Origin of the sequence: Actinoplanes sp. NPDC023714 (genome assembly GCF_040639855.1) — a bacterium.
GTDB lineage: Bacteria > Actinomycetota > Actinomycetes > Mycobacteriales > Micromonosporaceae > Actinoplanes.
In genome coordinates this window covers 965,238-987,794 of the sequence record NZ_JBFAAR010000002.1, presented here as the reverse complement: position 1 = coordinate 987,794, position 22,557 = coordinate 965,238, and the positions used below count along the sequence as shown (strand labels likewise).

The following is a 22,557-nucleotide window of genomic DNA, read 5'->3' as shown; positions in this document are numbered from 1 at the left end:
GTCCCACTCCTCCGCCGAGGCGCCCCTCACGTGTTGAGTTGGGGTGCGGATCGCGCCTGAACTCGACACGTTGTGGTGGAAACCGGTTCGCGTGTTGAGTTGGGGTGCGGGTGGCGCCCGAAGTCGCCACGCGGCGGTGGGGCCGGTTCGCGTCCGAGGTCGACACGTTGTGGTGGAGACCGGTTTGTGTGTTGAGTTGGGGTGCGGGTTGCGCCCCAGGTCGACACGTTGTGGTGGGGCCTGTTTGTGTGTTGAGTTGGGGTGCGGTGCGCGCCTGAACTCGACACGCGATGAGGGGCGGGCGCGGGTGTCAGTCCTGCTCCTCGGTGCGGAACGGGACCAGGCCCCGGGCCCGGTAGTTCGGCAGGGCGTTCGGGTGATCCTGGGTGGAGGTGTGCAGCCAGACCCGCTTCACGACGGGGAACAGCGTCCAGGCCCGCTCGAGGCCGAGGGTGAGCGCATAGCCACCAAGGCGACGGCCGGTGAACTCCGGGATCAGGCCGAACGTCTCGATCTCCACCTCGTCGCCGGGGTGCGGCTGATAGGCGACCATGCCGGCCGGGGTGCCCTCGAACGTGAGCGCCCAGTGCTGACGGTCCAGGTTCCCGGCAAGGCGTTCGGCCCACTGCTCCGGGGTGCGGGTGGCGCTCTTCCATCCGTACGGAGCGCCGATTTTGACCTGAAGGTCGATCACGAGAGGTGATGCGCGGTCGAGGCGCTCCAGACCGAGGCCCGCCACCGGGGTAGCGGGCCTCAGCTGGTCACGGTCGGTCATCTCGAGATAGGTCACGATCTTCGTCATCAGTCGACGATAGACAAGACCACCCTTCCGCGCGTCCGGCCGACGACCTGGCGTGTCCACGCCTCGGCCACGGAGGCGAGCGGCGCCGTCTCGTAGGTGGTGGTGAGGCGGCCGGCCGTGGCGTGCCCGGCGATTTCGGTGATGAGGCGGGCACGCTCCTCGGTGGTGAGCGCGTTGTTCGTGTAGCCGGTGATCCGCAGCGAGCCGCCGCGCAGGGTGGCCGAGTCGATCGGGGCGGTCGCGGCGGCCGAGGAGCCGAGGTTGACCAGGGTTCCGCCGGGGCGCAGGACGCGCAGGGCCGCGGCCGCCGGCATCCCGAAGACCGGGTCGATCACCAGGTCGACCGGTCCGTCGGCGGCGTCGCGCAGGCAGTCGGCCAGCCCGGTCTCGGAGTCGTCCGGCAGCAGCGGCACCGTGGCGGCGGCCCCGAGCTGGGCGGCCCGGGCCAGCGCCTCGGGGGAGCGCGCCACGGCGATGACCCGGCGCGCCCCACCGAGGAGGGCGAGCTGAATGGCCGTCTGCCCGACGACGCCGCCGGCGCCCAGGACGACCACCTGCTTCCCGGCGGCCCGAGATCCCGGACCGCCCGTTCCGTCGTCGCCGTCTCCGGGACCGCCCGTTCCGGGGCCGGGTGCGGGCATGTCGCGGTCGGTGGACGGGGAGAGCGGGCCGGCCACGGTCAAGGCCGCCTGGGCGGCGACCGCGGAGAGGCCGAGGGCGGCGATCAGCGGCAGCGGCGCGCCGGGCGGCAGCGGGACCACGTCGCGAGCGGGGACGGCCACGACCGCGGCCATGCTGCCGTCGCCGGGGCGCATGCCGGCCGAGGTCGCGAACCAGACCGGGGTGCCGTCCGGCAGGCAGCCGACCCCCTGGACGCCGGGCACGTAGGGCGTCGCCGGCTCACCGAAATAGCTGGTTCCGGAGGCGCACAGCACGTCGAGCGGGGTGATCGGGGCGGCGGCCACCCGCACGATCACCTCGCCGGCGGCCGCGACGGGCAGCGGGCGGCGTTCGAGCGCCGGTGGCTGCCCGCAGATGCGCAGGACCGCGGCGTCGATCACGTGGTGATGTCCGGATAGGGGAGGCTGAATGCGGCGAGCGCGGCCCCGTACGCCTTCTGGTACTCCAGCGGCGACGTGTTGTCGCGTTCGAACATCGCGATGAACAGCGTCAGCGTGAGAAACGGATGCGAGCCCAGCTCGAACAGTTTCACGTGGTCGTGGGAAATCAGCGCCTCCCGCTCCTCGGCGGTGAACGAAAGCCAGGTGGTCGCCTCCCCGCTGTGACAGTTCAGCAGGGAGCTCGCCATCGACGACTCCCACCATTCCACCAGATTGCGCGGATCCTCGCGATACCGCTCGACGAGATCCGGGTCCCGGTCGACGGTGAACAGGAACTTGTTCAGCAGATATCTGCTCATGCCGGCGCTCCGTTCGGATACCAGGTGAAGTACGCCTCCATCGTGTGGAACAGGTCGAGCGTGTCGACGTAGTCGGCTTTCACGCCGGCGCCGGCGACCCCCATCATCAGCATGAAGTCCATGAATCCGTGGGTGGCGTTCCCGGGCGTGTGCAGGCTGTCCAGGGTGACCTCGCGCAGGCAGCCGTCGAGGTCACCGTTCGCGATCCATCCCACGGCCTTCTCGTCGAAGGCGGGATCCGGACCGTGCGGTCCGAACTGTCGCGGACCGCCCAGTTCCAGCGAGAGATGTCCGGTCCCGATCACCGCGACCCGCAGGTGCGACGGCCACTGGTCGATGATCTCGCGGATCGACGAACCCAATTGCACGAAGCGGGACGGCTGCGGCAGCGGCGGCGCGAAGATGTTCGTGTAGATCGGCACGATCGGCAGGTCCGCTTCCGGCCGCAGCGTGATGATCGGGCAGGTGATGCTGTGGTCGATCCGCAGTTCGTTGCTGAACGCCAGGTCGAAGCCGGCGTCGAGGCCGGAGCGCAGGATGTGCGAGGACAGCTCCTCGTGGCCTTTCAGCGTCATCCGCGGCAGGCCGAACTCGCGCTCCTCGTTGTACCAGTTCGCGTCGTAGAACGGCGCCTTGCCGACCAGGAACTGCGGCATGTTGTCGAGCCACAGCTGGTGAAAGTGATCAGAGCCGACCATGACCAGGACGTCCGGGTTCGCGCGGGTCAGCGTCTCCCGGAAGGCGAGGATCTTGCGGGTCCACTCGTCGGCGAACGGCGGGCGGTCCTCGCCGGTGGCCGTGCTGGCGCGGTAGTAGAAGGGGTGGTGCGTCGAGGCGATGACCGCGACGATGCTGGCCATTGCTGTCCTCCCAAACTAAGGCTCGTAAACAGCGTTGCGGTCGACGGTGAGATAGATCTGATTCGCTATCGGGCGGCGTTTCTCCTCGGCGATCTGCCCGAGCAGCCCGGCGGCGCGGGCCAGCAGCGCGAATCCGCGCAACAGGTCGACCGGGAGACCCAGATCGGCGAGGGCCGCTCCGCAGACTCCGGCGCCGTTCAGGGGGAGACGCCGATTCAAAACCTTTTCGTGTACGACGCCAATCGCCTCGAAAAGACGCAAATGGGGGCCGTACAGTCCCTCTTCACGGGCAATCCGGATCAGCACCGGCGTACGCGGATCCTGGTCCTTGTGAACCGGGTGCCCCAGACCGGGAACGAATCGGCCGGCCGCTTTGGCGTCACGGACCGCATTGACGGCGATCTCCTCGAAATCCCCGGGCGGATGGGCCGCGAGGGTTTCGGCGAGGAACCTCCCGCAGTCCTCGGTCACCCCGAGGAAGCGCGAACCGCCGCCGAGCAGACCGGCCGCGAGCGCGCCCTGCAGCGAGTCCGGCGCGGAGAGGTAGGTGAGCCGGGCCGCGATGGCGGTCGGCGTGAACCCGTGATCGGCGAGCGCCACCAGGACGGCCTCGAACAGCCGCACCTCACCGGCGCTCGGACGGCGGCCCGCCACCAGCCAGAACGCCAGCTCGCCGAAGCCGACCCTCCCCATCAGGTCGGCGGCGAGATCCTGGCCGAGCAGCGAGATGGTCTCCGGGGTCGAGGTGCCCAGACCGGTCGGGAAGCTCAGCCCGGTCGGCAAGCTCAGTTCTTCAGCCATGCGCGGATCTCCTCGCCGTGTTCGTCGAGTCCGGGAGGCGGCAGCCGATAGCCGGCCGGCGTCGCGGAGAAGGTGATCGGGTTGCGGACGCCCGGCACGCCGCCGACCGTGACGACGGGTTCGAGGCCCAGCTCCTCGGCGAACCGCACCCCGTCGTCGATCGTGTTGATCGGCGCGCACGGCACCCCGGCGGCGAGCAGGTCGCGGAACCACTCGTCCTTGGTCCGGGTGACGAGACGTTCGACGAGCAGGGGCCGGAGTTCCTCGCGGTTCGCGGTCCGATCCTGATTACGTCCGAAGCGCGGATCGTCCACAAGATCGCCGAGTCCCAATATTTCGCACAATTTCCGGAACTGCCCGTCGTTGCCGGCAATGATGATCAGCTCGCCGTCGGACGTCGGGAGCGGCTCGTAGGGGAACAGGCTCGGGTGAGCGTTGCCCATCCGATAGGGGACCGTCCCGCTCGCCACGTATCCGCTGGAGTGGTTGACCAGTCCGGACAGCGCCGAGCTGAGCAGATTGACCTCGACATGCTGTCCCCGCCCGGTGCCGGCGCGGGCGTGGAGCGCGGCGAGGATCCCCATCGAGCAGTGCAGGCCGGCCATGACGTCGAAGACCGAGATCCCCGCGCGGTAGGGAGATCCGTCAGGCGAGCCGGTTAAGCTCATAAGTCCGGAAATAGCCTGAACCATCAGGTCGTATCCGGGCAGGGAAGCCCCGTCGCCCGACCCGAACCCGCTGATGCTCGCATAGATGATCCCCGGGTTGCCGGCCGCGACCGACGCGTAGTCGAGCCCGAACCGCCCCAGCCCGCCCGGCCGCATGTTCTCGATCAGGACATCGGCCCGTCGCGCCAGCTCCTGGGCGGCCGAGCGATCGTCCGCATCCTTCAGATTCAGCGCGATCGACCGCTTGTTCCGGTTGATCCCCAGGTAGTACGTCGAGACCCCGTCCCGCACCGGCGGCATCCAGGTCCGGGTGTCGTCCCCGCCCGGTCCCTCCACTTTGATCACCTGGGCGCCGAGGTCGGCGAGCAGCATCGTCGCGTACGGCCCGGCGAGGATCCGCGAGAAGTCGGCGACGAGCAGGCCGTCCAGGGGCCCTTTGGGTTGGTCAACCATGAGTAACCGCCCGTTCTGCGGACACCTGTCCGCGAAAGCAGCCTCGCGGTTCGGGATCGCGATGTCAACGGCTCCTTGACATCGGAAGTGACCTGGAACACGCTGTCCGTCATATCGCTGCCCGCTCAGCGGACAGCAGTCCGAAGGAGCTGCCCATGAGCGTCGAAAGACCCGTCGTATTCCGCAACGGACTCGTATTGACCATGGACGACGCGCACACGGTCCTCCCCGGCGCCGACGTGCTCGTGATCGGCGGACGGATCGCCGAGGTCGGCCACCACCTGAGCGCCCCGGACGACGCCGAGGAGATCGACGCGTCCGGCGGCATCGTGATGCCCGGCATGATCGACACGCACCGGCACCTGTGGCAGACCGCGATGCGCGGGTACGGCACCGACTGGACCCTCACGCAGTATTTCGTCTGGTACTACCTGGAGTCCGGCCGGCACTTCCGCCCCGAGGACATCCACGCCGGCAACCTGCTCGGCGCCATCGAGGCGATCGACGCCGGCGTCACCACCACCGTCGACTGGTCGCACGGCCTGCAGACCCCGCAACACGCCGACGCCGCGGTCGACGCTCTGGAAGCCGTACCTGGAAGGTTTGTTCTGGCCTATGGCAACATCCAGCAGGGACCGTGGGAGTGGACCACCTCGGACGGCTTCCGCGACTTCCACCGGCGCCGCGTCGAGAACGGCAGGCTGGCCGGCTTCCAGCTCGCCTTCGACGTCACCGGCGACCCGGCGTTCCCGGAGAAGGCCGCGTTCGAGGTGGCCCGCGAGCTCGGCGTGAACGTCACCACGCACGCCGGCGTGTGGGGCGCGACGAACGACGAGGGCATCCGGCTCATGTACGAGAACGGCTTCATGACCCCGGGCACCGTCTACGTGCACGCCGCCACGCTCAGCAGCGACTCGTACCACCGGATCGCCGCGACCGGCGGCTCGGTCTCGGTCTCCACCGAGAGCGAGCAGAGCGCCGGCCAGGGCTATCCGCCCACCTGGCAGCTGCGCCGGCACGGCGTCCCGGTCTCGCTGTCGATGGACACCAGCGTCTGGTGGAGCGGCGACCTGTTCTCGGCCATGCGCACGACGCTCAGCGCCGACCGCTCCCGCGAGCACCTCGAGGCGCACGGCCGGCAGGAGACCGTCACCCACCACGCGCTGCGGGCCGAGCAGGTCGTCGACTGGGCCACCCGCGGCGGCGCGAAGGCCCTCGGCCTCGACGCCGAGCTGGGCGCGCTGGCCCCGGGTCGCAAGGCGGACGTCGTGCTGATCAAGAACGACGACTCGCCCGCGATGTTCCCGATCCTGAACGCCTACGGCCACGTCGTTTTCCAGGCGCAGCGGGGCGACGTGCACACGGTCGTCATCGACGGCAGAGTCGTGAAGAGAGACGGCAAACTGGTCGGCGTCGATCTCGACGCGGCGCGCTCGAAAGTCAGCAGCACCGTCGATCACCTCCGCGAAACCCTCGGCGAGGAGGCCTGGCTCAAGGGTCAGAACCCCGATCTGCCGCAGTCCGAGCTCTTCGACAACCCCTACCAGTACACCGACTACAGCGCGGGCGAAGCCCAATGGAAGCATTGACCGGATGAGCGACACCGGAAGGGGCTCGGGCCCCGACTTCATCGAGGCGCTGGCCCGCGGCCTCGACGTCCTGCGCACCTTCCGGCCCGGCACGCCGTCGATGACGCTCAGTGAGATCGCCGGTCTGACCGGCCTCGCCCGGCCCACGGTGAGGCGCATCCTGATCACATTGGAGACCCTGGGTTACGTACGCGGCGCGGGCCGTGGCTACGCGCTCACACCGCGCGTGCTGGATCTCGGCATGGCCTACATCGACTCGCTCTCGATGTGGGAGGTGGCCCGCCCGCACATGGAGAAGCTGGTCGCCCGGACGAACGAGTCGACGTCCATGGCCCAGCTCGACGGGAGCGACATCGTCTACGTGGCCCGGGTCGCCGTACCCAAGATCGTCACTCTCGCGGTGACCATCGGCACCCGCTTTCCCGCCGCCGCCACCTCGATGGGCAAGGTGCTGCTGGCGGCCCTGCCGCCGGCCGCCGTGCCCGCGGTCCTCGCCGAGGCCTCCCGGTCCGGCATCACCGCGCGCCGGCAGCCGACCGCCGCCGAGCTGGAGTCGTCGCTGCGCGAGGTCCGCGCGAAGGGCTGGGCCCTCGCCGACCAGGACCTCGCGCCCGGCGTCCGCTCGGTCGCGACGGGCGTCCGCGACGGCGAGGGCCGGGTGGTCGCCGCCGTGAACGTGACGGTGCACGCGGCCGAGACGTCGGTGGAGACCCTGCTCGACGACCACCTGCCGAAACTGCTGCGCACCGCCGCCGACATCGGCCACGACTGGGCCCTGACCGCCACGATCCCCTCGACCACCGCCTGACGATGGGTGTCATCCCGGTCCGGAGCGGGCAGTCCTAGGATCATGCAGACCAATGGACTCCGCTTCGCCGCCACGGCGGGCCTGCTCTCGTTCTCGCTGGCAGCCTGCAGTTCCGACGCCTCCACGCCCTCGTCTGCCGCGCCACCGGCCTCGGCGTCTCCGGCGTCTTCGGCCTCGGCTGCGCCTTCGGCCTCGGCCGCGTCCGGCATTCCGGCGGGTGCGTTGTTGCAGCCCGCAGATGTACGGGACGCCGAAGCCGCCCCGCTCGACCAGGGCCTCTACTCCCACGTCCGCCCGCTGCGGCCCTGCGGCGACGACCGTTACGACAGCGACGCCTCCCGCACCGACGCCGTGGCGATGCGCTACATCGTCCCCGGCGCCGAGGCGAACAGCACCCCCAGCATCGTGACCGAGTTCGTCGGCCTGCACTCGGCCGGCGGCGCCGCCGAGCAGTTCACCGAGATCGAGGCGGCGCTCGAGAAGTGCCCCGGCGGCCTCGGCGAGGACGAGCACAAGTGGACCGTCCTCGACTCCGCGGACGACTCCCTGGTGGTTCGCATCGACCAGCGGTACGCCTACGCCGACCAGACCCCCGAGACCGTCAGCAACTACGCCGCCCTCTCCGTCGTCGGCGACGCCGTCGTGGTGGTGGCCGACATGGGCTGGGAGAACATGGGCGGTTCCGAGGACCTGGTCCGTTCCCTCATCACGAAGGCCGAGGAGCGGGCGGCCACCATCGGCTGACCCATCGCACGGCCAGATCGGTGCGCGGGATTCAGCGCGCGTCGCGATGTCCGTCATTTCGTTCCGGCCAGGCCGGGACGCCGAACCCGGCCCGGACGGGATCATGGTGTCCTAAATTGGGGTTATGTCTGATCCGTTCCTGGATATTCGCCATGCGCGCTCCGACTGGGCCGAGCCGGACAGTGTCCTCGCCAACTACGTCTCGCTCACGGATCAGCTCGTGGAGCACATCGACGAGGGGACGCCGTTCACGCTCACCGTGGGCGGCCTCGTCGTCGACGGCGACCTCATCCCGCAGTGGCGGTGGTTCGCCGAGTTGAGCGAGCTCAACGACCACGAGGACGCCTACTACGTGGGTATGGCCGAATTCGTGAAGGAGCAGTCCGACCTCGCGCACGCGGCGGTGAAGAGCCGCGACGTCGGCACCGAGATCACGTACCGGCAGTACCAGGCGCTCGCCGAGCCGACCCGCTACATCCACCTGCGCAACGCCCGGATCTCCCGGCCCGGCCAGGTCATGGACGCGCCGGGCAAGCTGTGGCGGGGACGGCTGCGGGACGTGACCGGATGGACGCCGGGCCGCCTCGACGCGGCACACTGATCCTCGATCGCGTCGTCCTCGTCTCCCTCGCGTAGATCTCGTCGGTTTCGATTGCTGAGGAGGTCCTGAGACCGCCTGGGTCGCCGGGCGGCAGGGCCATTAACCTCGGCGGGTGATCCTTGTCTTCGTGCTCGTGCTGGCCACGATCCTGGCCATTCTCGGAACCGCGCACTGGTACGTGTGGCGCCGCCTCATCCGTGACACCACCGCGGCCCGGACCCGGTGGCGCCGGGCCGGCACCGTCCTCTTCATCGCCGGCCCGCTGCTCGCCGTCGGCGCGCTCGCGGGGGAGCAGGCCGGGATGCCGCACTCGCTGGCCGGCATCGTGGCGTGGCCCGGATACATCTGGCTGGCCGTGTTCCTCTACCTCTTCCTCGGCGTGGTCGCCGGCGAGGTGGTGCGGCCGCTGCTGAGCTGGTGGCTGGGTCGCCGTGCCACCACCGCATCGGTCGCGGCTTCACAGGGTGACCGCGCGGCGGCCGTGCCCGCCGCCGTGAGCGTCGGCGCGAACCCCGTGGACGTGACCGATTCTGACGCTTCCGTTCCGGCGGCTCCCGCCGTACCCGGGGAAAGCGCAAGAATCTCACGCAGAGTGTTCGTCTCCCGGGTCGCAGGCGGCGCAGCCGCCGCGGTGGCGCTCGGAACCGTCGGCGCCGGCACCTATGGCGTGCTCAACGGCCCGAGCATCAAGCGGATCACCGTGCCGCTCGCGAAGCTGCCGCGCAGCGCCCACGGCCTGCGGATCGCCGTGGTCAGCGACGTGCACCTCGGGCCGGTGCTGGGCCCCCGCTTCTGCCGCCGGGTCGTCGACACGATCAACTCGACGCAGCCCGACCTCATCGCCGTCGTGGGCGATCTGATCGACGGTGACGTCGAGGACCTGGCCGACTCGGTCGAGCCGCTGCGCGGGCTGCAATCCAAGCTGGGTACGTTCTTCGTGACCGGTAACCACGAGTACATCTCCGGCGTCGAACCGTGGGTCGCCAAGGTGCAGGAGCTCGGGATGCGCCCGCTGCGCAACGCCCGCGTAGAGATGGCCGGTTTCGATCTCGCCGGAGTCGACGACATCGCCGGCGAGGACGAGGGTCTCGGCCCGGACTTCGCGGCAACGCTGCGTGACCGCGACCCGTCGCGCGCCGTGGTGATGCTGTCCCACCAGCCGGTGACCATCCACGACGCCGTGAAGAACGGAGTCGATCTGCAGCTCTCCGGCCACACCCACGGCGGCCAGATGTGGCCGGGCAACTACATCGCCGAGCTGGCCAACCCGACCAACGCGGGCCTCGAACAGTACGGCGACACCCAGCTCTACGTGAGCCGCGGCGCCGGCGCCTGGGGCCCGCCGGTCCGGGTGGGGGCGCCGTCCGACATCACGGTGGTCGAGCTGGCCTCCCGCCAGGCCTGACCAGTCACGGCTCCGGGCCCGTCGGGCCTCCGGGCCCGTCGCGCCTCCGGGCCTGTCGCGCCTCCGGGCCTGTCGTGGTTCCGGACCTGTGGCGGCTGCGGGCCTGTCGCGGCTCCGGGCCCGTCTCGGTCCGGGCCCGTCTCGGTCCGGGCCGTCGCGCCGGGTCTGTCTCGCGCCGGGCCTTGGGCGGACTCTCGTGGTCGCTCGAGGCCCGGAGGCGGGCGGCGAAGCCTGTCCCGCCCACAGCCCGAAATCCGCGAACTCAACCTAGGTTCCTAGGACGCCCATGGCCGCGTTGACCGGGTCACCGCGCGCCCGTTCAGCGATGTGCGCAAGCCAGGCCCGGGAGCTCAGCCTAGGTTCCTAGGAAGCCCGGCAGCACGTTGACCGAGTCACAGCGGGCCCCGGTCAACGATGAGCACAAAGCCAAGCGCAGTCACTCAGCCTAGGTTCCTAGGACGCCGAGAAGGACGACCATGGCGCGGGCCGCCGACCAACCGCGATCGGCGGCCCACCCACCACCTCAGGGAATCAGCAGGACCCGGCCGAACGCCGCGCGCGACTCGATGTACCGATGTGCCTCCGCCGCCTCCGCCAGCGCGAACTCCTTGTCGATCACCACGGTCAGCTCGCCACTGGCGACCCGCCCGATGAGCTTCTCGATGAGGGCACGTGTCCGCGACGGGTCATGTTCCATCTCGCCGCCGAAATAGACGCCGTTGAGGGAGGCGCTCTTGAACATGAGCGATCCGAGCTGTGGCGGCTGCGGTTCGCGGCCGGCCTGGCCGACCCAGCTGATCCGGCCGCGGTAGGCGAGCGACGCGATGCTGCCTTCGAGGGTGCTGCCGCCCACCGGGTCGACGACGAGGTTCACGCCGCGGCCGCCGGTGAGTTCCTGCACGCTGGCGACCACGTCGGCGGTCCTGTAGTTGATCGCGTGGTCGAGGCCGAAGGACGCCAGCCGGGCGAGTTTCTCGTCGTTGGAGGCGGTGCCGAGCACCCGCGCGCCGGCCGCCTTGGCGAGCTGGACCGCGGCCAGGCCGACACCGCCCGCGGCGGCCTGGATGAGGACCGTCTCGCCGGCCTTGAGGCGGCCGAATTCGAACAAGCAGTCGTCGGCCGTGCCGAACTCCACGGGGATGCCGGCGGCGACCCGGGCGTCGATGCTGTCGGGTACGGCGTAGACGTCGCGCTCGCGCACCGCCACGAGCTCGGCGTGCGACCCCGACTGCATGAACGCCACGGCACGCTGCCCCTCGCGTACCGATGAGACGCCCGCACCCACGGCAGCGACCGTGCCGGCGGCCTGATAGCCGACGATGTGCGGCGCCGACGGGAACGGGCTGATCATGCGATGCAGCAGGTCACCGCCTTGGACGCCGACGGCTTCGACGCGCAGCAGAACTTCGCCGTCGCGCACTGCCGGATCGGGGACGTCCTCGTATCGGAGGACTTCGGGACCACCGTTCTGGTAATACACAGCTGCTTTCACCACCCGATCGTCGCACCGCCGCCGCGGGTGCGCAGGGCACTGCGGAAACCGGGCCGGGCGTCGTTCACCGATCGTGACCTGGCTTAAGGTTCTCTTATGGATCGCCGGACTAGCGTCCCCGACGTCAGTGGTCCGGCGAGCCGATCGGAGAAATCATGCCGCTCACCCTGCTGGTCGGCTGCGAACTGGAGTACGCGCAGCTCGATCACGCCATCGTCCTCGGCTTCTCCGGCGACCGGAAGGTCGTCATCGAGGGCGTGGCGCATCTGGACGGCCCGGACGGGCGGGTCGACGTGGAGCCCGGCGATCAGTCCGACACGCTGGGCGTCCTGCTCAACGACACGGTCCGGGAGGCGCGGGCGACCGGCTCCGGCGAGCTGGAGCTGACGTTCGCGAGTGGACGGCGGCTGCTCGTCGACGTCGACCCCGAGGTGGAGTCGTGGGCGGTCACCGGGCCGGGCGGCTTCCTGGTCGTCTGCATGGCGCGCGGCGAGCTGGCCGTCTGGGGCGGCAACGGCTGATCACTCCGGCGCGGCGTGCTTGCCATCCTCCGGGACGGAAGCCGAAGCGGAACCCGGAGAAGAGGAGACGACCTCGAAAGCGTCGTCCTCCTCGAAGACCCGATCCGGATCGCGGGTCAAATTCTCGCCGCTGGACGCGTCGAAGACGTGCATCTTGTGCGGGTCGAACCACAGCCGCGCCGTGGCCCCCGCCCGGATCCGGCTGCTCGCGTCCAGGGCGACCACCAGTTGGGTACGCATCTGCTCGCTGTCCAGCTCGCGCTCCAGCTCCTCGAGTTGCGCGGTCACCTCGCTCGGGGCCTCGTAGGGGACGTACGCGAAGAGGCCGTTGCCGAGCCACTCGGTCACGTCCACCTCGGCCGAGAACGACTTGCCGCGCCCGCGGACGTCGGCGGCGACCAGCCTCTCGTCCTCGAAGTGCTCGGGACGCAGGCCGATGATGCACAGTTCCCGGTCGGTGACCTTGGACAGGCGCGGCCCCTCGGCGGCGACCGTGCCGAACGGCGTGTCGATCTGGCCGTCCTTGACCCGGCCGGGCACGAAGTTCATCGGGGGTGAGCCGATGAAGCCGGCGACGAAGAGGTTCGCCGGTTCCTCGTACAGTTGCCGTGCCGTTCCGACCTGCTGGAGCACTCCCTTGCGCAGGACCGCGATGCGGTCGCCCAACGTCATCGCCTCGGTCTGGTCGTGGGTGACGTAGACCGTGGTGGTGCCGAGGCGCTTCTGCATGCGGGCGATCTCGGTGCGCATCTGGCCGCGGAGTTTGGCGTCGAGGTTGGAGAGCGGCTCGTCGAAGAGGAACGCGTCGGCCTTGCGGACGATGGCCCGGCCCATGGCGACGCGCTGGCGCTGCCCGCCGGAGAGGTTGGCTGGCTTGCGGTCCAGGTGCTCGGTGAGCTGCAGCAGTTCGGCGGCGTGCGCGACCTGCTCGCGGACCTCGGCGTCGGGCACGTTCTTGAGGCGCAGCGGGAAGGCGATGTTCTCGAAGACCGACAGGTGCGGGTAGAGGGCGTAGTTCTGGAAGACCATGGCCAGGTTCCGGTCCCGGGGCGCCTTCTGGTTGACCCGGTTCCCGCCGATGATCATGTCGCCGGAGGTGATGTCCTCCAGTCCGACGATCATGCGCAGCAGCGTGGACTTGCCGCATCCGGAGGGTCCGACGAGGATGACGAACTCGCCGTCGGCGATGTCCAGGCTGACGTCGTTCACGGCCTGGAAACCGTCGCTGTAGCGCTTGACGATGTTGCGCATGGTGATCGCGGCCATGGTGAAGGACCTCCCCAACTCAGCCTTTGACGGCACCGGCGGTGAGGCCGGCCATGATCCTGCGCTGGAAGATCAGCACGAGGATGACGACGGGAATCGTCACGACCACCGAGGCGGCCATGATGTACGTGATCGGCGACTCGAACTGGGAGGCGCCGGTGAAGAACGACAGGGCGGCCGGCACGGTGCGGGCCCGGTCGGTCGAGGTCAGCGAGATGGCGAGCAGGAACTCGTTCCAGCAGAAGAAGAACGTCAGGATCGCCGTGGTGAACACGCCCGGCGCGGCCAGCGGCACGATGACCCGGCGGAACGCCTGCCAGGCGGTGGCGCCGTCGACCTGCGCGGCCTGTTCCATCTCCCACGGGATCTGCCGGAAGAACGCCGACATGGTCCAGATCGACAGCGGCAGGGCGAAGGTCAGGTACGGGATGATCAGCCCGAGCCAGGTGTCGTAGATGCCCAGGTTGCGCCACATGTTGAACAGCGGGCCGACGAGCGCGGCCTGCGGGAACATGGCGATCGCGAGGGCCATCGAGAGCAGGAACTTCTTGCCGGGGTACTCCATCCGGGCGATCGCGTAGGCCGCGAACATCGCGATGACGACCGACAGCGTCGTGGCGATCAGGGCGATGCCGATGGAGTTGCGCAGCGCGCTGGTGAACAGCGAGTCGGTGAAGACGGTCCGGTAGTTGTCCCAGACCCAGGTCTGCGGGAAGAACGTCGGCTCCTGGCTGCGGAACGTGTCCGGATCCTTGAACGACAGCGACACCATCCAGAGCAGCGGGAACAGCGCCCAGATCAGGATGGCCAGACCGGAGACGGTCCACCAGATGCTGCCCTTGCGGTCGCCCATCACCGATCACCCCGTACTTGGGAGAGGTCCGTCCGGAAGCCCTTCACGAAGATGAACGCGATCACCACGACGGTCAGGAAGAGCAGGACCGAGACGGCCGAGCCCGCACCGAGGTTGACCAGGGTGACGTTCTGCCGGTAGGCGAGGAACGACAGCGTCTCGGTGTCGTTCGCGCCGCGCGTCATGATGAACGGGTTGTCGAAGATCCGCCACGCGTCGAGGGTGCGGAACAGCAGCGCCACCATGATCGCGGCCTTCATGTTCGGCAGCGTGACGCGCCACAGCCGCTGCCAGGCGGTCGCGCCGTCGACCCGGGCCGCCTCCTGCATCTCCTCGGGCACCTGGACGAGGCCGGCGAGCAGCAGCAGCGAGATGAACGGCGTGGTCTTCCAGATCTCGGACAGGATGATCACGAACAGCGCCGACCAGCGCTCGCCGAAGAAGTTGAAGGTCCCCAGGTTGAACCACTGGTTCACGAATCCGGAGTCCAGCTGGAAGGCGAACTGCCAGATGTACGCCGAGACGACCGTGACGATGCCGTACGGGATCAGGATGCCGGTGCGCACCCACGACCGCCCCCGGATCACCCGGTACATCACGAACGCGAACGCGAAGCCGAGCACCAGCTCCACCGCGACGCTGACCACCGTGATGATCAGGGTGGTGCCGAAGTCGGACCACCAGACCGGGTCGGTCAGCACCGTGGCGTAGTTGCCGAGCCCGACGAACTCGCGGCCGGCCGGGTCGGTGAGCCGGTAGTTGTAGAGCGACAGCACGACCGCGTAGACCAGCGGATAGGCGGTCACGAACACCATCACCACGAACGCGGGCGCCGACAGGATCAGCCCGAGGCGTCGCTCGTGCCGGGCGCGGTCGGTGACCTCGGTGGCGGGTTCGGGCGCCGGCGGCGCGACCCGGACGTCGGTCAGAGCCATGGTTCACCCCTTCCAAAGGGTCACAGGAGCCGTTTGCCCTGCAGGACGTCGGACATGAAGGCCGCCGACTCGTCCGGAGTCGCGGGTGCGGTGACGTCCGTGGCGGGATGCCAGGTGATCTGCACCGACGTGGAGACGTCGTTGTAGTACGGCGTGATCGGCCGCGGCCCGGCGTCGTTGATCGACTGCCGGATCACGTCGGCCATCGGGTACGCCTCGCGCACCTTCGGGTCGTCGTAGGCGGCGCCGCGCGCGGCCGGGTTGCCGGCGTCGAGCATGTACTCGACGTTGTTCGGCAGCGAGGTGGCGCAGCGCACCAGGTCGAGCGTCTGCTCGGGGTGCGTGGTGAACGCGCTGACCGCCAGGTTGATGCCGCCCAGCGGCGGCTTGCTCGGCGTCCCGGCGTCGACGCGCGGGAACCGGGCCCAGGCGATGTCGTCGAAGGTCTCCTGGGTGATGCCGCCCGCGGCGACCGCCTCCTTGGCGGCGTTGTAGACGTACGGCCAGTTGACCATGAAGCCGCCGGCGGCGCTCTGGAACGCCGAGCGGGCCTCCTCCTCGCCCATCGTCGACATGGCGGGCGGGGCGGCGGGGGAGCGGGCCAGCCCGCCGACGATCGCGGCGGCCCTGTCGCCGGCCTCCGAGTCGATCATCGGTTTGGCGTCCTTGCCGGCCTCGACGTCGCCGATGATCTCGCCGCCCGCCGAAGTGATCAGGGCGTTGATCCAGACCATGTAGCCCTCGTACCGGTTGGCCTGCACGCCGATCACCTTGTTCTGGCCGGCCGCGGTCCGGATCATCTCGTCCCAGGTGAACGAGGCGGAGGCCGGGTCGACGCCGGCCGCCCGGGCCACCGACTTGCGGTACCAGAGCAGCTGGGTGTTGGCCCAGAACGGCGCGGCGACCAGCTGGTCCTTCCAGTACGCGGTCTGCAGCGGCCCCTTGAGCACCCCGTCGGTGAGCGCTGTCGCGTCGGCCTGGTCGAACGGGCGCAGGAATCCGGCGTTGGCGAACTCGGCGACGAACGGCGGGTCGAGGCTCATCAGGTCGATCGAGGAGTCCTTCGCCGCGAGCCTGCGGACCAGCTGCTCGCGCTGCTGGGAGGCGTCGTTCGGCAGCACCTGCACGTCGACCCGGTAGCTGCCGCCGGCGTCGGCCGCGCAGCGCTCGGCGAGGCGGGCCTGGCCGCCGTTGTCCGGGTTGATGTACCAGGTGACGGTCGGGACACCACTGTCGTCGCCGCATGCGCTGAGCATGCCGGCGGCGAGGAGGAGGAGCGCGGCAGCCGACGCTGTTCGACGAGACACGGGTGCCTCCTGAAAAGCCGCAGGGGCACACAGCGTGCAGCCGATCGATCACATAGCGCATCATCCCCGGTGAATGAATCGGTGACCGGTTCCTATCCGGCGTTCAGCATCGGGGCCAGGAATCTCCGGGCCACCGTACGCAGCGCGTCCACGTCGTCCAGGTCGACCACGAAGCTCGGCGTCACCAGGAACGACGAGCAGAGCCGGGTCATCAGCTCGGCGACCAGCTCCACGTCGACGCCCGCGGCGATGGTGCCGGCGAGCTGCTCCCGCCGGAGCTGGCCGGCCACGAACCGCTGCACCGTGCCGAGCAGCAGCCCGCCGTCGCCGACGATCGACGGGATCAGCACGTCCGGCTCGGTGGCCATGAGGCCGCCGATCAACGGGTTGTTCCGGATCGCCTGGAGGGACCCGGCGAAGCCGATGGACACCCGGTCGGCCGCGGTGGCGCCCTGCTGCACCTCGATCAGGAACTGGTCGAAGTAGTGCCGGAACTCGCGCCGGATCACGTGCTTGACCAGGGCGTCCTTGGTGGCGAACCGGCGGTAGGCGGTGACCCGGGAGACGCCGGCGCGGCGGGCCACCTCCTCCATCGTGGAGCGCCGGATGCCCATCCGGCAGAAGTGCTGGTACGCCGTGTCGAGCAGCCGGGTGGTGACCTCGTCGTCGGGGAGATCGGGCGGGCCGGCGCCGGTGTCCGCGAACGCCTCGGCGATAGCGCGCCCCAGCAGCGAGCCGGAACCGGGGACGGCGCCGAGCGATTCCACCGGAGGCCTCCCGGGATACATCGGAAGCGAAGGTGTATCAGCGTATCAGCAATCGACAAACTTCACATCGAAGCTTGTGATAGCCGTCACCGCCGTGCTCTCATGCTGAAACACCAAGGCACATCTTGTCTCATCGTCTCAGATGGATGGAGCAGTGCGGCCATGACCCCTCTGAACAGGCGAAACATTCTCAAGGCGAGCGGCGTCATCGGCGTCGCCGCGGCAACCACCTGGACCTGGCCGGCCTCCGCGTCGGTGGCCGGCACCGGCGTCGGCACCGACCCGCGCTGGGTCTGGGACGACGAGGCCGACCCGCTCGTGGCCTCCCTGATCGAGCGCGGTGACGTGCCGATGGTCAACACCCTGCTGCGGACCTGGAAGAAGAACGGCCAGCCGCTGCCCGACGGCCTCCCCGCCGACCTGCGCGACTTCATGGAACGCGCGCGCCGGCTCCCGCCCTGGGTCGACCGGGCCAAGCTGCGCCTGGCCGTCGACTTCAACGAGAAACGCGGCCTGTATCTGGGCGTCCTCTACGGGCTGGCCAGCGGCATGATGAGCACCGTCATCCCCAAGGAGGCCCTGGCCGTCTACTACTCGCAGGGCGGCGCGGACATGAAGGACCGCATTTCCAAGACCGCCAAGCTCGGGTACGACATCGGCGCCGTCGACGCCTACGAGCCCGAGGGCGAAATGATCGTCACGGCGGTCAAGACCCGCCTCGTGCACGCCGCGGTACGGCACCTGCTGCCGCAATCGCCCTACTGGACCAAGGTCGCCGACGAGGACATCCCGATCAGCCAGCGCGACATCATGGTCACCTGGCACAGCCTGCCCACCACCGTGATGCGCAAGCTGACCGACTGGAAGGTGCCCATCCCGGCCGCCGAGTCCGCGGCGTTCCTGCACTCCTGGCAGGTCGGCGCCCACCTGCTCGGCGTCCGCGACGAGTACATCCCGAACTCCTGGGCCGAGGCGGACGCGCAGGCCACCGAGGTCCTCGACCCGATCCTGCGGCCCACCCCGGAGGGCATCAAGCTCGCCGACATCCTGCTCAACCTCGGCAAGGACATCGACGGCGGGCTGCTGACCAAGGGCATCCTCGGCGCGTTCACCCGGTTCATGCTCGGCGACGAGATCGCCGGCTGGCTGAGGATCCCGCGTGAACTGGTGTGGGACCCCCTGCTCAAGACCGCGTGGGGACCCTTCATCGCCGTACGCGAAGGGCTGTTGCCTTTGCCCCTCGCCCCGAAGGCCTATTGGCTGTTCGACGAGTTCCTGCGCAAGGCGGCGCTGCTGTTCCTGTCCGAGGCGAAGCCGATCAGCATCGAGATCCCGCTGACCAACCGCCCCACCTGAAGAGCCCGACGTGAAACGCAGAGCCCTGCTGTCCGGCAGCGCCCTCGGAGCGGCCGGCGCCCTCGGCGTCGCCGCCCCGGCCGCGGCGCGGGAGACGACCGGCCCCCATACGATCTTCGACCCGGAAGCCGACCCGGTGAGCGCCGAACTGCTCGACTCCGGCGCGGTGCCGGAAGTCAACCGGCTGCTGTGGAACTGGACCCGCAACGACCAGCCGCTCCCCGCCGGCCTGCCCGGATACCTGACCGACTTCATCGAGCGGGCCCGCCGGCTGCCGTCCTGGGCGGACACCGCGAGACTCGAGCGGGCCGGGCGGTTCAACAAGTCCCGCGGCCTCTACCTCAACCTGCTCAACGGCGTCGGCGGCGGCATGCTGAGCACCGCCATCCCGAAGGAGGCCTGGTCGGTCTACTACTCCAAGGGCGGCGCCGACATGGAGGACCGGGTCGCCAAGACCAGCCTGCTCGGCTTCGCGGTCGGCGCGCTCAACGCCTACCGGCCGGACGGCGACTGCATCGTCAACGCGGTCAAGACCCGGCTCGTGCACGCCGCCGTGCGCCACCTGCTCCCGCAGTCCCCGCACTGGAATTGGGGCCCGATCATCAGCCAGGAGGACATCCTGGTCACCTGGCACACCCTGCCGACGTACGCGATGCGCAAACTGCGCGAGTGGAACGTGCCGATCACCGCCGCCGACTCGCAGGCCTACCTGCACGTCTGGCAGGTGACCGCGCACCTGCTCGGCGTCCGCGACGAGTACATTCCGGCCACCTGGGCCGCCGCCTACGCCCAGTCCGACCGGGTGCTGCCGCCCAACATGGGCCCCACCCGGGAGGGCGTCGAGCTCACCGACATCCTGCTGGGCCAGCTCGCCGAGCAGACCAGCCCGGGCAGCGTCAGCCGGCCGATGGTCAACGCCCTGGCCCGCTACCTCGTCGGCGACCAGGTGGCGGACTGGGACGGCATCGAGCGCGAACCGGTCTGGGGGCCGCTCATCGCCACCGCCTGGCCGCTGCTCGTCCGGTTCCGCGAGGGCCTGATCCCGCTCCCGCTGGTCCCGGAGGCCGCCTGGGCGATCGACGAGGCCGCCCGGCAGTACATCCTCTTCTTCCTGACCAAGGGCCGGGAGACCAGGATCGACATCCCCGCCGTCAACCGGCCGACCCTCGACCGGCCCGCATGAAGCGGCGGCGCTTCCTCGGCTACGTGCTGGCCGGCCCGGTCCTGGTGACCGCGGCCTCCACCAGGGCGGACGCCGACATCACCGAGATCATCGATCTCAACGACATAATGACCGCGGCGGCGTTGCCGACGTCCGGGCTCATCGCGGTGGAGGTCGGCGCGGACGGGACCGTGTCGTTCGCGTTGCCGCGGGCCGAGGTGGGGCAGGGGATCACCACGTCGACGGCCATGCTGATCGCCGAGGAGTTGTCGGTGCCGCTGCGCCGGGTCCGGGTCACGCTCGCCGACGCCCGGCCGGAGCTGCTGTTCAACCAGCTCACCGGGGCGTCGAACACGACGATCGCGACGTACACGCCGATCCGGGTGGCGGCGGCGGTCGCCCGGCAGCGGCTGCTGCAGGCGGCGGCCTCGTCCTGGCGGGTGCCGGCCGGCAGCCTGACGCTGACCGACGGGGTGATCAGCGACCGGGCCGGGCGGCGCGCCGACATCGGCGCCCTGGCCGGCCCGGCCGCGAGCGCGCGGACCCTGGCGGTGCCGGTGGAGCTCACCCCGAGGGAGAGCTTCACCGTCATCGGGACGCCGCAGAGCCGGGTGGACGCGCTCGACGCCGTGACCGGGCGCAAGAAGTTCGCGATGGACCTCGACGTGCCCGGCGCGGCACCCGCGATGGTCTGCCGCCCACCCACCATCAACGGCCGCCCCGGCCCGGTCGCCAACCTCGCCGAGGTACGGGCCATGCCCGGCGTCACCGACGTCGTCCCGATCTCCACCGGCGTGGCGGTCCGGGCCGCGACGTTCGGCCAGTGCATCGACGCGGTCCGCGCCCTGCGGGTCGCCTGGCTGCCGGGTCCGGTCGACGGCCGGTCCCAGGCCGGCGTGCTCCGGGAACTGGCCGCCGCCGAACTGCCGCTCGGGCCGCGGCCGCTCACCCCGTACGTCGAAGGGTTCTTCACCTTCCACTTCCGGAGCAACAGCGCCCTGGAGACGAACTGCGCGATCGCCGACGTCCGGGCCGGCCGCGCCGAGATCTGGTCCGGCCTCAAGTCGCCGATCGTGGCGAAACAGGCCATCGCGGCCCGGCTCGGCCTGCCACCGGACCGGGTCACCGTGCACGTGACCGAGGGCGGCGGCTCGTTCGGCCGCAAGCTGTTCTTCGACGCCGCCCTGGAGGCCGCCGAGCTGTCCCAGAGGATCGGCAAGCCGGTGAAGCTGATGTGGCACCGTGCCGACGACTCCCGGCAGGGGCGCACCCACCCGGCGGCGACCTCCCGGGTGCGGATCGCCTACGCCGGCGCGGCGGTGCTCGGCTTCGAGCAGCGGCACACCAGCATCACCACCGACCTGGGGCACGGGCTGGGGGAGCTGTTGACCGCGATGGCCGCCCGGCTGCCGATCGGCGACCGCGCCTTCGCGCAGACGTTCTTCCAGTTCAGCCACGCCTCGCCGTACCGGTTCGGGCTGCACAGCCGGCTGCTCGCCGAGACCGGGTCGGGCTTCAACACCGGCAGCATGCGCAACGTCTATTCGCCCGACACGACCTGCGCGCGCGAGCTGATGATCGACCGGCTGGGCGTCCGGATCGGCAAAGACCCTTTCATGGTACGTCGTGACCTGCTGCGCGACGGCCGGGCACGGGCGGTGCTCGCGGCGGCCGCCGAGGCGGGCGGGTGGGGCCGCGAGCTGCCGGCCGGGATGGCGCAGGGCATCGCGTTCCACGCCGAGTACAAGGCGGTCAGCGCCGCCCTCGTCGAGATCGACTGCCGGCCGGAGACGGTGAACCGGCCGATCCGCGACGGCGTCGGCGGGCCCCGGGTCACCCGGGTCGTCTTCGCGGTCGACGTCGGCCTCGCCGTCAACCCGCGCGGCCTCGAAGCACAGATGATGGGCGGGATCATGGACGGGATCGCGCTCGCCCTCACCTCCAGCCTGCATCTGAAGGACGGGCACTTCCTCGAGGCGAGTTGGGACGACTACGCCTACACCCGGCAGTGGAACACCCCGGCCGAGCTGCGGGTCATCGTCGTGCCGAGCAGCTCCGAGGAGCCCGGCGGGGCCGGTGAGCTCGGCGTGGCCGCGTCGATGGCGGCGGTCGCGTGCGCCTACGCCCGGGCGACCGGCACCATGCCGGCGGTCTTCCCGATCAACCACGGCACGCTGTCGTTCACGCCGAAACCCACCGTTCCGCCGATCCCGGCATCACCCGCACACGGAGGCCCCGGTGCCTGAACACACCTTCCGGCTCAACGGCGCCGCGGTCACCGTCGACGTGGCTTCCGACGTACGCCTGCTCTGGGTTTTGAGAGATCTTCTCGGCGTGACCGGGCCGAAGTACGGCTGCGGGATCGCCGTCTGCCGGGCCTGCACCAGTCACCTCAACGGCGAGGCGGTGACGCCGTGCGCCATCCCGGTCGGCTCGCTGAAACCGGACGACGAGGTGGTGACGATCGAGGGACTGGCCCCGACCGCCGGCGCCGATCTGCACCCGATGCAGCAGGCCTGGCTCGACCACGACGTGGCGCAGTGCGGCTACTGCCAGCCCGGGCAGATCATGGCGGCCGTCGCCCTGATCCGCCGCCTCACCGCCGAGCGCCGCGACCTCACCGACGCCGACCTGGACGCCATCCGCAACGTCTGCCGCTGCGGCACCTACCCGCGCATCAGGGACGCGATCCGGGCGGCCGCGCGGAAGATTCAGTGATGTCGGAAATGTGAGTTCGCCGAGAACGG

General features: G+C 70.0%; 22 protein-coding genes. 10 read left to right on the top strand and 12 right to left on the bottom strand.

The genetic code is table 11. The annotated features are described in order from the left end of the window. Positions 1-310: 310 nt before the first annotated feature. The 6 genes from AB0G10_RS12660 to AB0G10_RS12635 are packed head-to-tail and all read right to left on the bottom strand — an operon-like array spanning position 311 to position 5,004. Positions 311-802: a GNAT family N-acetyltransferase gene (locus AB0G10_RS12660; RefSeq protein WP_360919234.1), complete on the bottom strand. Its 492-nt coding sequence runs from the start codon at positions 800-802 to the stop codon at positions 311-313. Continuing rightward, positions 802-1,863 (bottom strand): zinc-binding alcohol dehydrogenase family protein, encoded by a 1,062-nt coding sequence (locus tag AB0G10_RS12655; RefSeq protein WP_360919232.1) that lies wholly within the window; start codon positions 1,861-1,863, stop codon positions 802-804. Before AB0G10_RS12655 ends, AB0G10_RS12660 begins: the two co-directional genes overlap by 1 nt. Further along, positions 1,860-2,222: a hypothetical protein gene (locus AB0G10_RS12650; protein WP_360919231.1), complete on the bottom strand. Its 363-nt coding sequence runs from the start codon at positions 2,220-2,222 to the stop codon at positions 1,860-1,862. The genes AB0G10_RS12655 and AB0G10_RS12650 overlap by 4 nt, the downstream gene beginning before the upstream one ends. Next, positions 2,219-3,082 (bottom strand): extradiol ring-cleavage dioxygenase, encoded by an 864-nt coding sequence (locus AB0G10_RS12645; protein ID WP_360919230.1) that lies wholly within the window; start codon positions 3,080-3,082, stop codon positions 2,219-2,221. The genes AB0G10_RS12650 and AB0G10_RS12645 overlap by 4 nt, the downstream gene beginning before the upstream one ends. Before the next feature lie 15 nt (positions 3,083-3,097). Further along, complete coding sequence (locus AB0G10_RS12640) at positions 3,098-3,883, bottom strand: citryl-CoA lyase (protein ID WP_360919228.1); 786 nt, start codon at positions 3,881-3,883, stop codon at positions 3,098-3,100. After that, positions 3,868-5,004, bottom strand: coding sequence for a CoA transferase (locus AB0G10_RS12635; protein ID WP_360919226.1), 1,137 nt, complete (start codon positions 5,002-5,004; stop codon positions 3,868-3,870). The genes AB0G10_RS12640 and AB0G10_RS12635 overlap by 16 nt, the downstream gene beginning before the upstream one ends. A 155-nt stretch (positions 5,005-5,159) precedes the next feature. On the opposite strand from AB0G10_RS12635, the gene AB0G10_RS12630 reads away from it, so the two are divergent. The 5 genes from AB0G10_RS12630 (at position 5,160) to AB0G10_RS12610 (ending at position 10,151) form a co-directional block, all read left to right on the top strand. Next, the gene (locus AB0G10_RS12630) at positions 5,160-6,593 is read left to right on the top strand and encodes an amidohydrolase family protein (RefSeq protein WP_360919224.1); all 1,434 of its coding nucleotides are present in this window, start codon (positions 5,160-5,162) and stop codon (positions 6,591-6,593) included. Between the two features lie 4 nt (positions 6,594-6,597). Next, positions 6,598-7,401 carry an IclR family transcriptional regulator C-terminal domain-containing protein gene (locus AB0G10_RS12625; RefSeq protein ID WP_360919222.1) on the top strand — a complete coding sequence of 268 codons (804 nt, stop codon included), beginning with the start codon at positions 6,598-6,600 and terminating at the stop codon, positions 7,399-7,401. 225 nt (positions 7,402-7,626) lie between these two features. After that, the gene (locus AB0G10_RS12620) at positions 7,627-8,145 is read left to right on the top strand and encodes a hypothetical protein (protein WP_360919220.1); all 519 of its coding nucleotides are present in this window, start codon (positions 7,627-7,629) and stop codon (positions 8,143-8,145) included. Positions 8,146-8,269: 124 nt separating this feature from the next. Next, entirely contained in the window at positions 8,270-8,746 is a 477-nt protein-coding gene (locus AB0G10_RS12615) for a hypothetical protein (protein WP_360919218.1), read from the top strand. A 112-nt stretch (positions 8,747-8,858) separates the two neighbouring features. Continuing rightward, on the top strand, positions 8,859-10,151 hold the full coding sequence (locus tag AB0G10_RS12610; protein ID WP_360919216.1) for a metallophosphoesterase: 1,293 nt from the start codon (positions 8,859-8,861) through the stop codon (positions 10,149-10,151). A 523-nt stretch (positions 10,152-10,674) separates the two neighbouring features. Here the strand turns inward: AB0G10_RS12610 and AB0G10_RS12605 are convergent. Then, entirely contained in the window at positions 10,675-11,643 is a 969-nt protein-coding gene (locus AB0G10_RS12605) for a zinc-binding dehydrogenase (protein ID WP_360919214.1), read from the bottom strand. Between the two features lie 155 nt (positions 11,644-11,798). Between AB0G10_RS12605 and AB0G10_RS12600 the strand changes: the two genes are divergently transcribed. Continuing rightward, complete coding sequence (locus AB0G10_RS12600) at positions 11,799-12,164, top strand: DUF6188 family protein (RefSeq protein ID WP_360919212.1); 366 nt, start codon at positions 11,799-11,801, stop codon at positions 12,162-12,164. Here the strand turns inward: AB0G10_RS12600 and ugpC are convergent, their stop codons facing one another. The 5 genes from ugpC to AB0G10_RS12575 all read right to left on the bottom strand — a co-directional run bounded on the left by ugpC (position 12,165) and on the right by AB0G10_RS12575 (position 17,292). Continuing rightward, complete coding sequence (gene ugpC / locus AB0G10_RS12595) at positions 12,165-13,430, bottom strand: sn-glycerol-3-phosphate ABC transporter ATP-binding protein UgpC (RefSeq protein WP_360919210.1); 1,266 nt, start codon at positions 13,428-13,430, stop codon at positions 12,165-12,167. A 19-nt stretch (positions 13,431-13,449) separates the two neighbouring features. Continuing rightward, a complete protein-coding gene (locus tag AB0G10_RS12590; protein ID WP_360919208.1) occupies positions 13,450-14,283 on the bottom strand; it encodes a carbohydrate ABC transporter permease in 834 nt (277 codons plus the stop codon). Then, positions 14,283-15,218, bottom strand: coding sequence for a sugar ABC transporter permease (locus AB0G10_RS12585; RefSeq protein ID WP_360919206.1), 936 nt, complete (start codon positions 15,216-15,218; stop codon positions 14,283-14,285). Before AB0G10_RS12585 ends, AB0G10_RS12590 begins: the two co-directional genes overlap by 1 nt. A gap of 20 nt (positions 15,219-15,238) precedes the next feature. Continuing rightward, entirely contained in the window at positions 15,239-16,525 is a 1,287-nt protein-coding gene (locus AB0G10_RS12580; RefSeq protein WP_360919205.1) for an extracellular solute-binding protein, read from the bottom strand. 92 nt (positions 16,526-16,617) lie between these two features. Continuing rightward, complete coding sequence (locus tag AB0G10_RS12575; RefSeq protein ID WP_360919203.1) at positions 16,618-17,292, bottom strand: TetR/AcrR family transcriptional regulator; 675 nt, start codon at positions 17,290-17,292, stop codon at positions 16,618-16,620. 162 nt (positions 17,293-17,454) lie between these two features. On the opposite strand from AB0G10_RS12575, the gene AB0G10_RS12570 reads away from it, so the two are divergent. Genes AB0G10_RS12570 through AB0G10_RS12555 form a run of 4 tightly spaced genes read left to right on the top strand, consistent with a single transcriptional unit; the run spans position 17,455 to position 22,528 of the window. After that, entirely contained in the window at positions 17,455-18,648 is a 1,194-nt protein-coding gene (locus AB0G10_RS12570) for an oxygenase MpaB family protein (protein WP_360919202.1), read from the top strand. Positions 18,649-18,658: 10 nt separating this feature from the next. Beyond that, a complete protein-coding gene (locus AB0G10_RS12565) occupies positions 18,659-19,831 on the top strand; it encodes an oxygenase MpaB family protein (RefSeq protein ID WP_360919200.1) in 1,173 nt (390 codons plus the stop codon). After that, positions 19,828-22,056: a molybdopterin cofactor-binding domain-containing protein gene (locus AB0G10_RS12560; protein WP_360919199.1), complete on the top strand. Its 2,229-nt coding sequence runs from the start codon at positions 19,828-19,830 to the stop codon at positions 22,054-22,056. Before AB0G10_RS12565 ends, AB0G10_RS12560 begins: the two co-directional genes overlap by 4 nt. Beyond that, positions 22,049-22,528: a (2Fe-2S)-binding protein gene (locus AB0G10_RS12555; RefSeq protein ID WP_360919197.1), complete on the top strand. Its 480-nt coding sequence runs from the start codon at positions 22,049-22,051 to the stop codon at positions 22,526-22,528. Before AB0G10_RS12560 ends, AB0G10_RS12555 begins: the two co-directional genes overlap by 8 nt. Positions 22,529-22,557: the final 29 nt, after the last annotated feature.

Coding starts and splice junctions, on each gene's coding strand:
- AB0G10_RS12660 (WP_360919234.1), bottom strand. CDS start 802: ATGACGAAGATCGTGACCTATCTCGAGATGACCGACCGTGACCAGCTG.
- AB0G10_RS12650 (WP_360919231.1), bottom strand. CDS start 2,222: ATGAGCAGATATCTGCTGAACAAGTTCCTGTTCACCGTCGACCGGGAC.
- AB0G10_RS12645 (WP_360919230.1), bottom strand. CDS start 3,082: ATGGCCAGCATCGTCGCGGTCATCGCCTCGACGCACCACCCCTTCTAC.
- AB0G10_RS12640 (WP_360919228.1), bottom strand. CDS start 3,883: ATGGCTGAAGAACTGAGCTTGCCGACCGGGCTGAGCTTCCCGACCGGT.
- AB0G10_RS12635 (WP_360919226.1), bottom strand. CDS start 5,004: ATGGTTGACCAACCCAAAGGGCCCCTGGACGGCCTGCTCGTCGCCGAC.
- AB0G10_RS12630 (WP_360919224.1), top strand. CDS start 5,160: ATGAGCGTCGAAAGACCCGTCGTATTCCGCAACGGACTCGTATTGACC.
- AB0G10_RS12625 (WP_360919222.1), top strand. CDS start 6,598: ATGAGCGACACCGGAAGGGGCTCGGGCCCCGACTTCATCGAGGCGCTG.
- AB0G10_RS12615 (WP_360919218.1), top strand. CDS start 8,270: ATGTCTGATCCGTTCCTGGATATTCGCCATGCGCGCTCCGACTGGGCC.
- AB0G10_RS12600 (WP_360919212.1), top strand. CDS start 11,799: ATGCCGCTCACCCTGCTGGTCGGCTGCGAACTGGAGTACGCGCAGCTC.
- ugpC (WP_360919210.1), bottom strand. CDS start 13,430: ATGGCCGCGATCACCATGCGCAACATCGTCAAGCGCTACAGCGACGGT.
- AB0G10_RS12590 (WP_360919208.1), bottom strand. CDS start 14,283: ATGGGCGACCGCAAGGGCAGCATCTGGTGGACCGTCTCCGGTCTGGCC.
- AB0G10_RS12585 (WP_360919206.1), bottom strand. CDS start 15,218: ATGGCTCTGACCGACGTCCGGGTCGCGCCGCCGGCGCCCGAACCCGCC.
- AB0G10_RS12570 (WP_360919202.1), top strand. CDS start 17,455: ATGACCCCTCTGAACAGGCGAAACATTCTCAAGGCGAGCGGCGTCATC.
- AB0G10_RS12560 (WP_360919199.1), top strand. CDS start 19,828: ATGAAGCGGCGGCGCTTCCTCGGCTACGTGCTGGCCGGCCCGGTCCTG.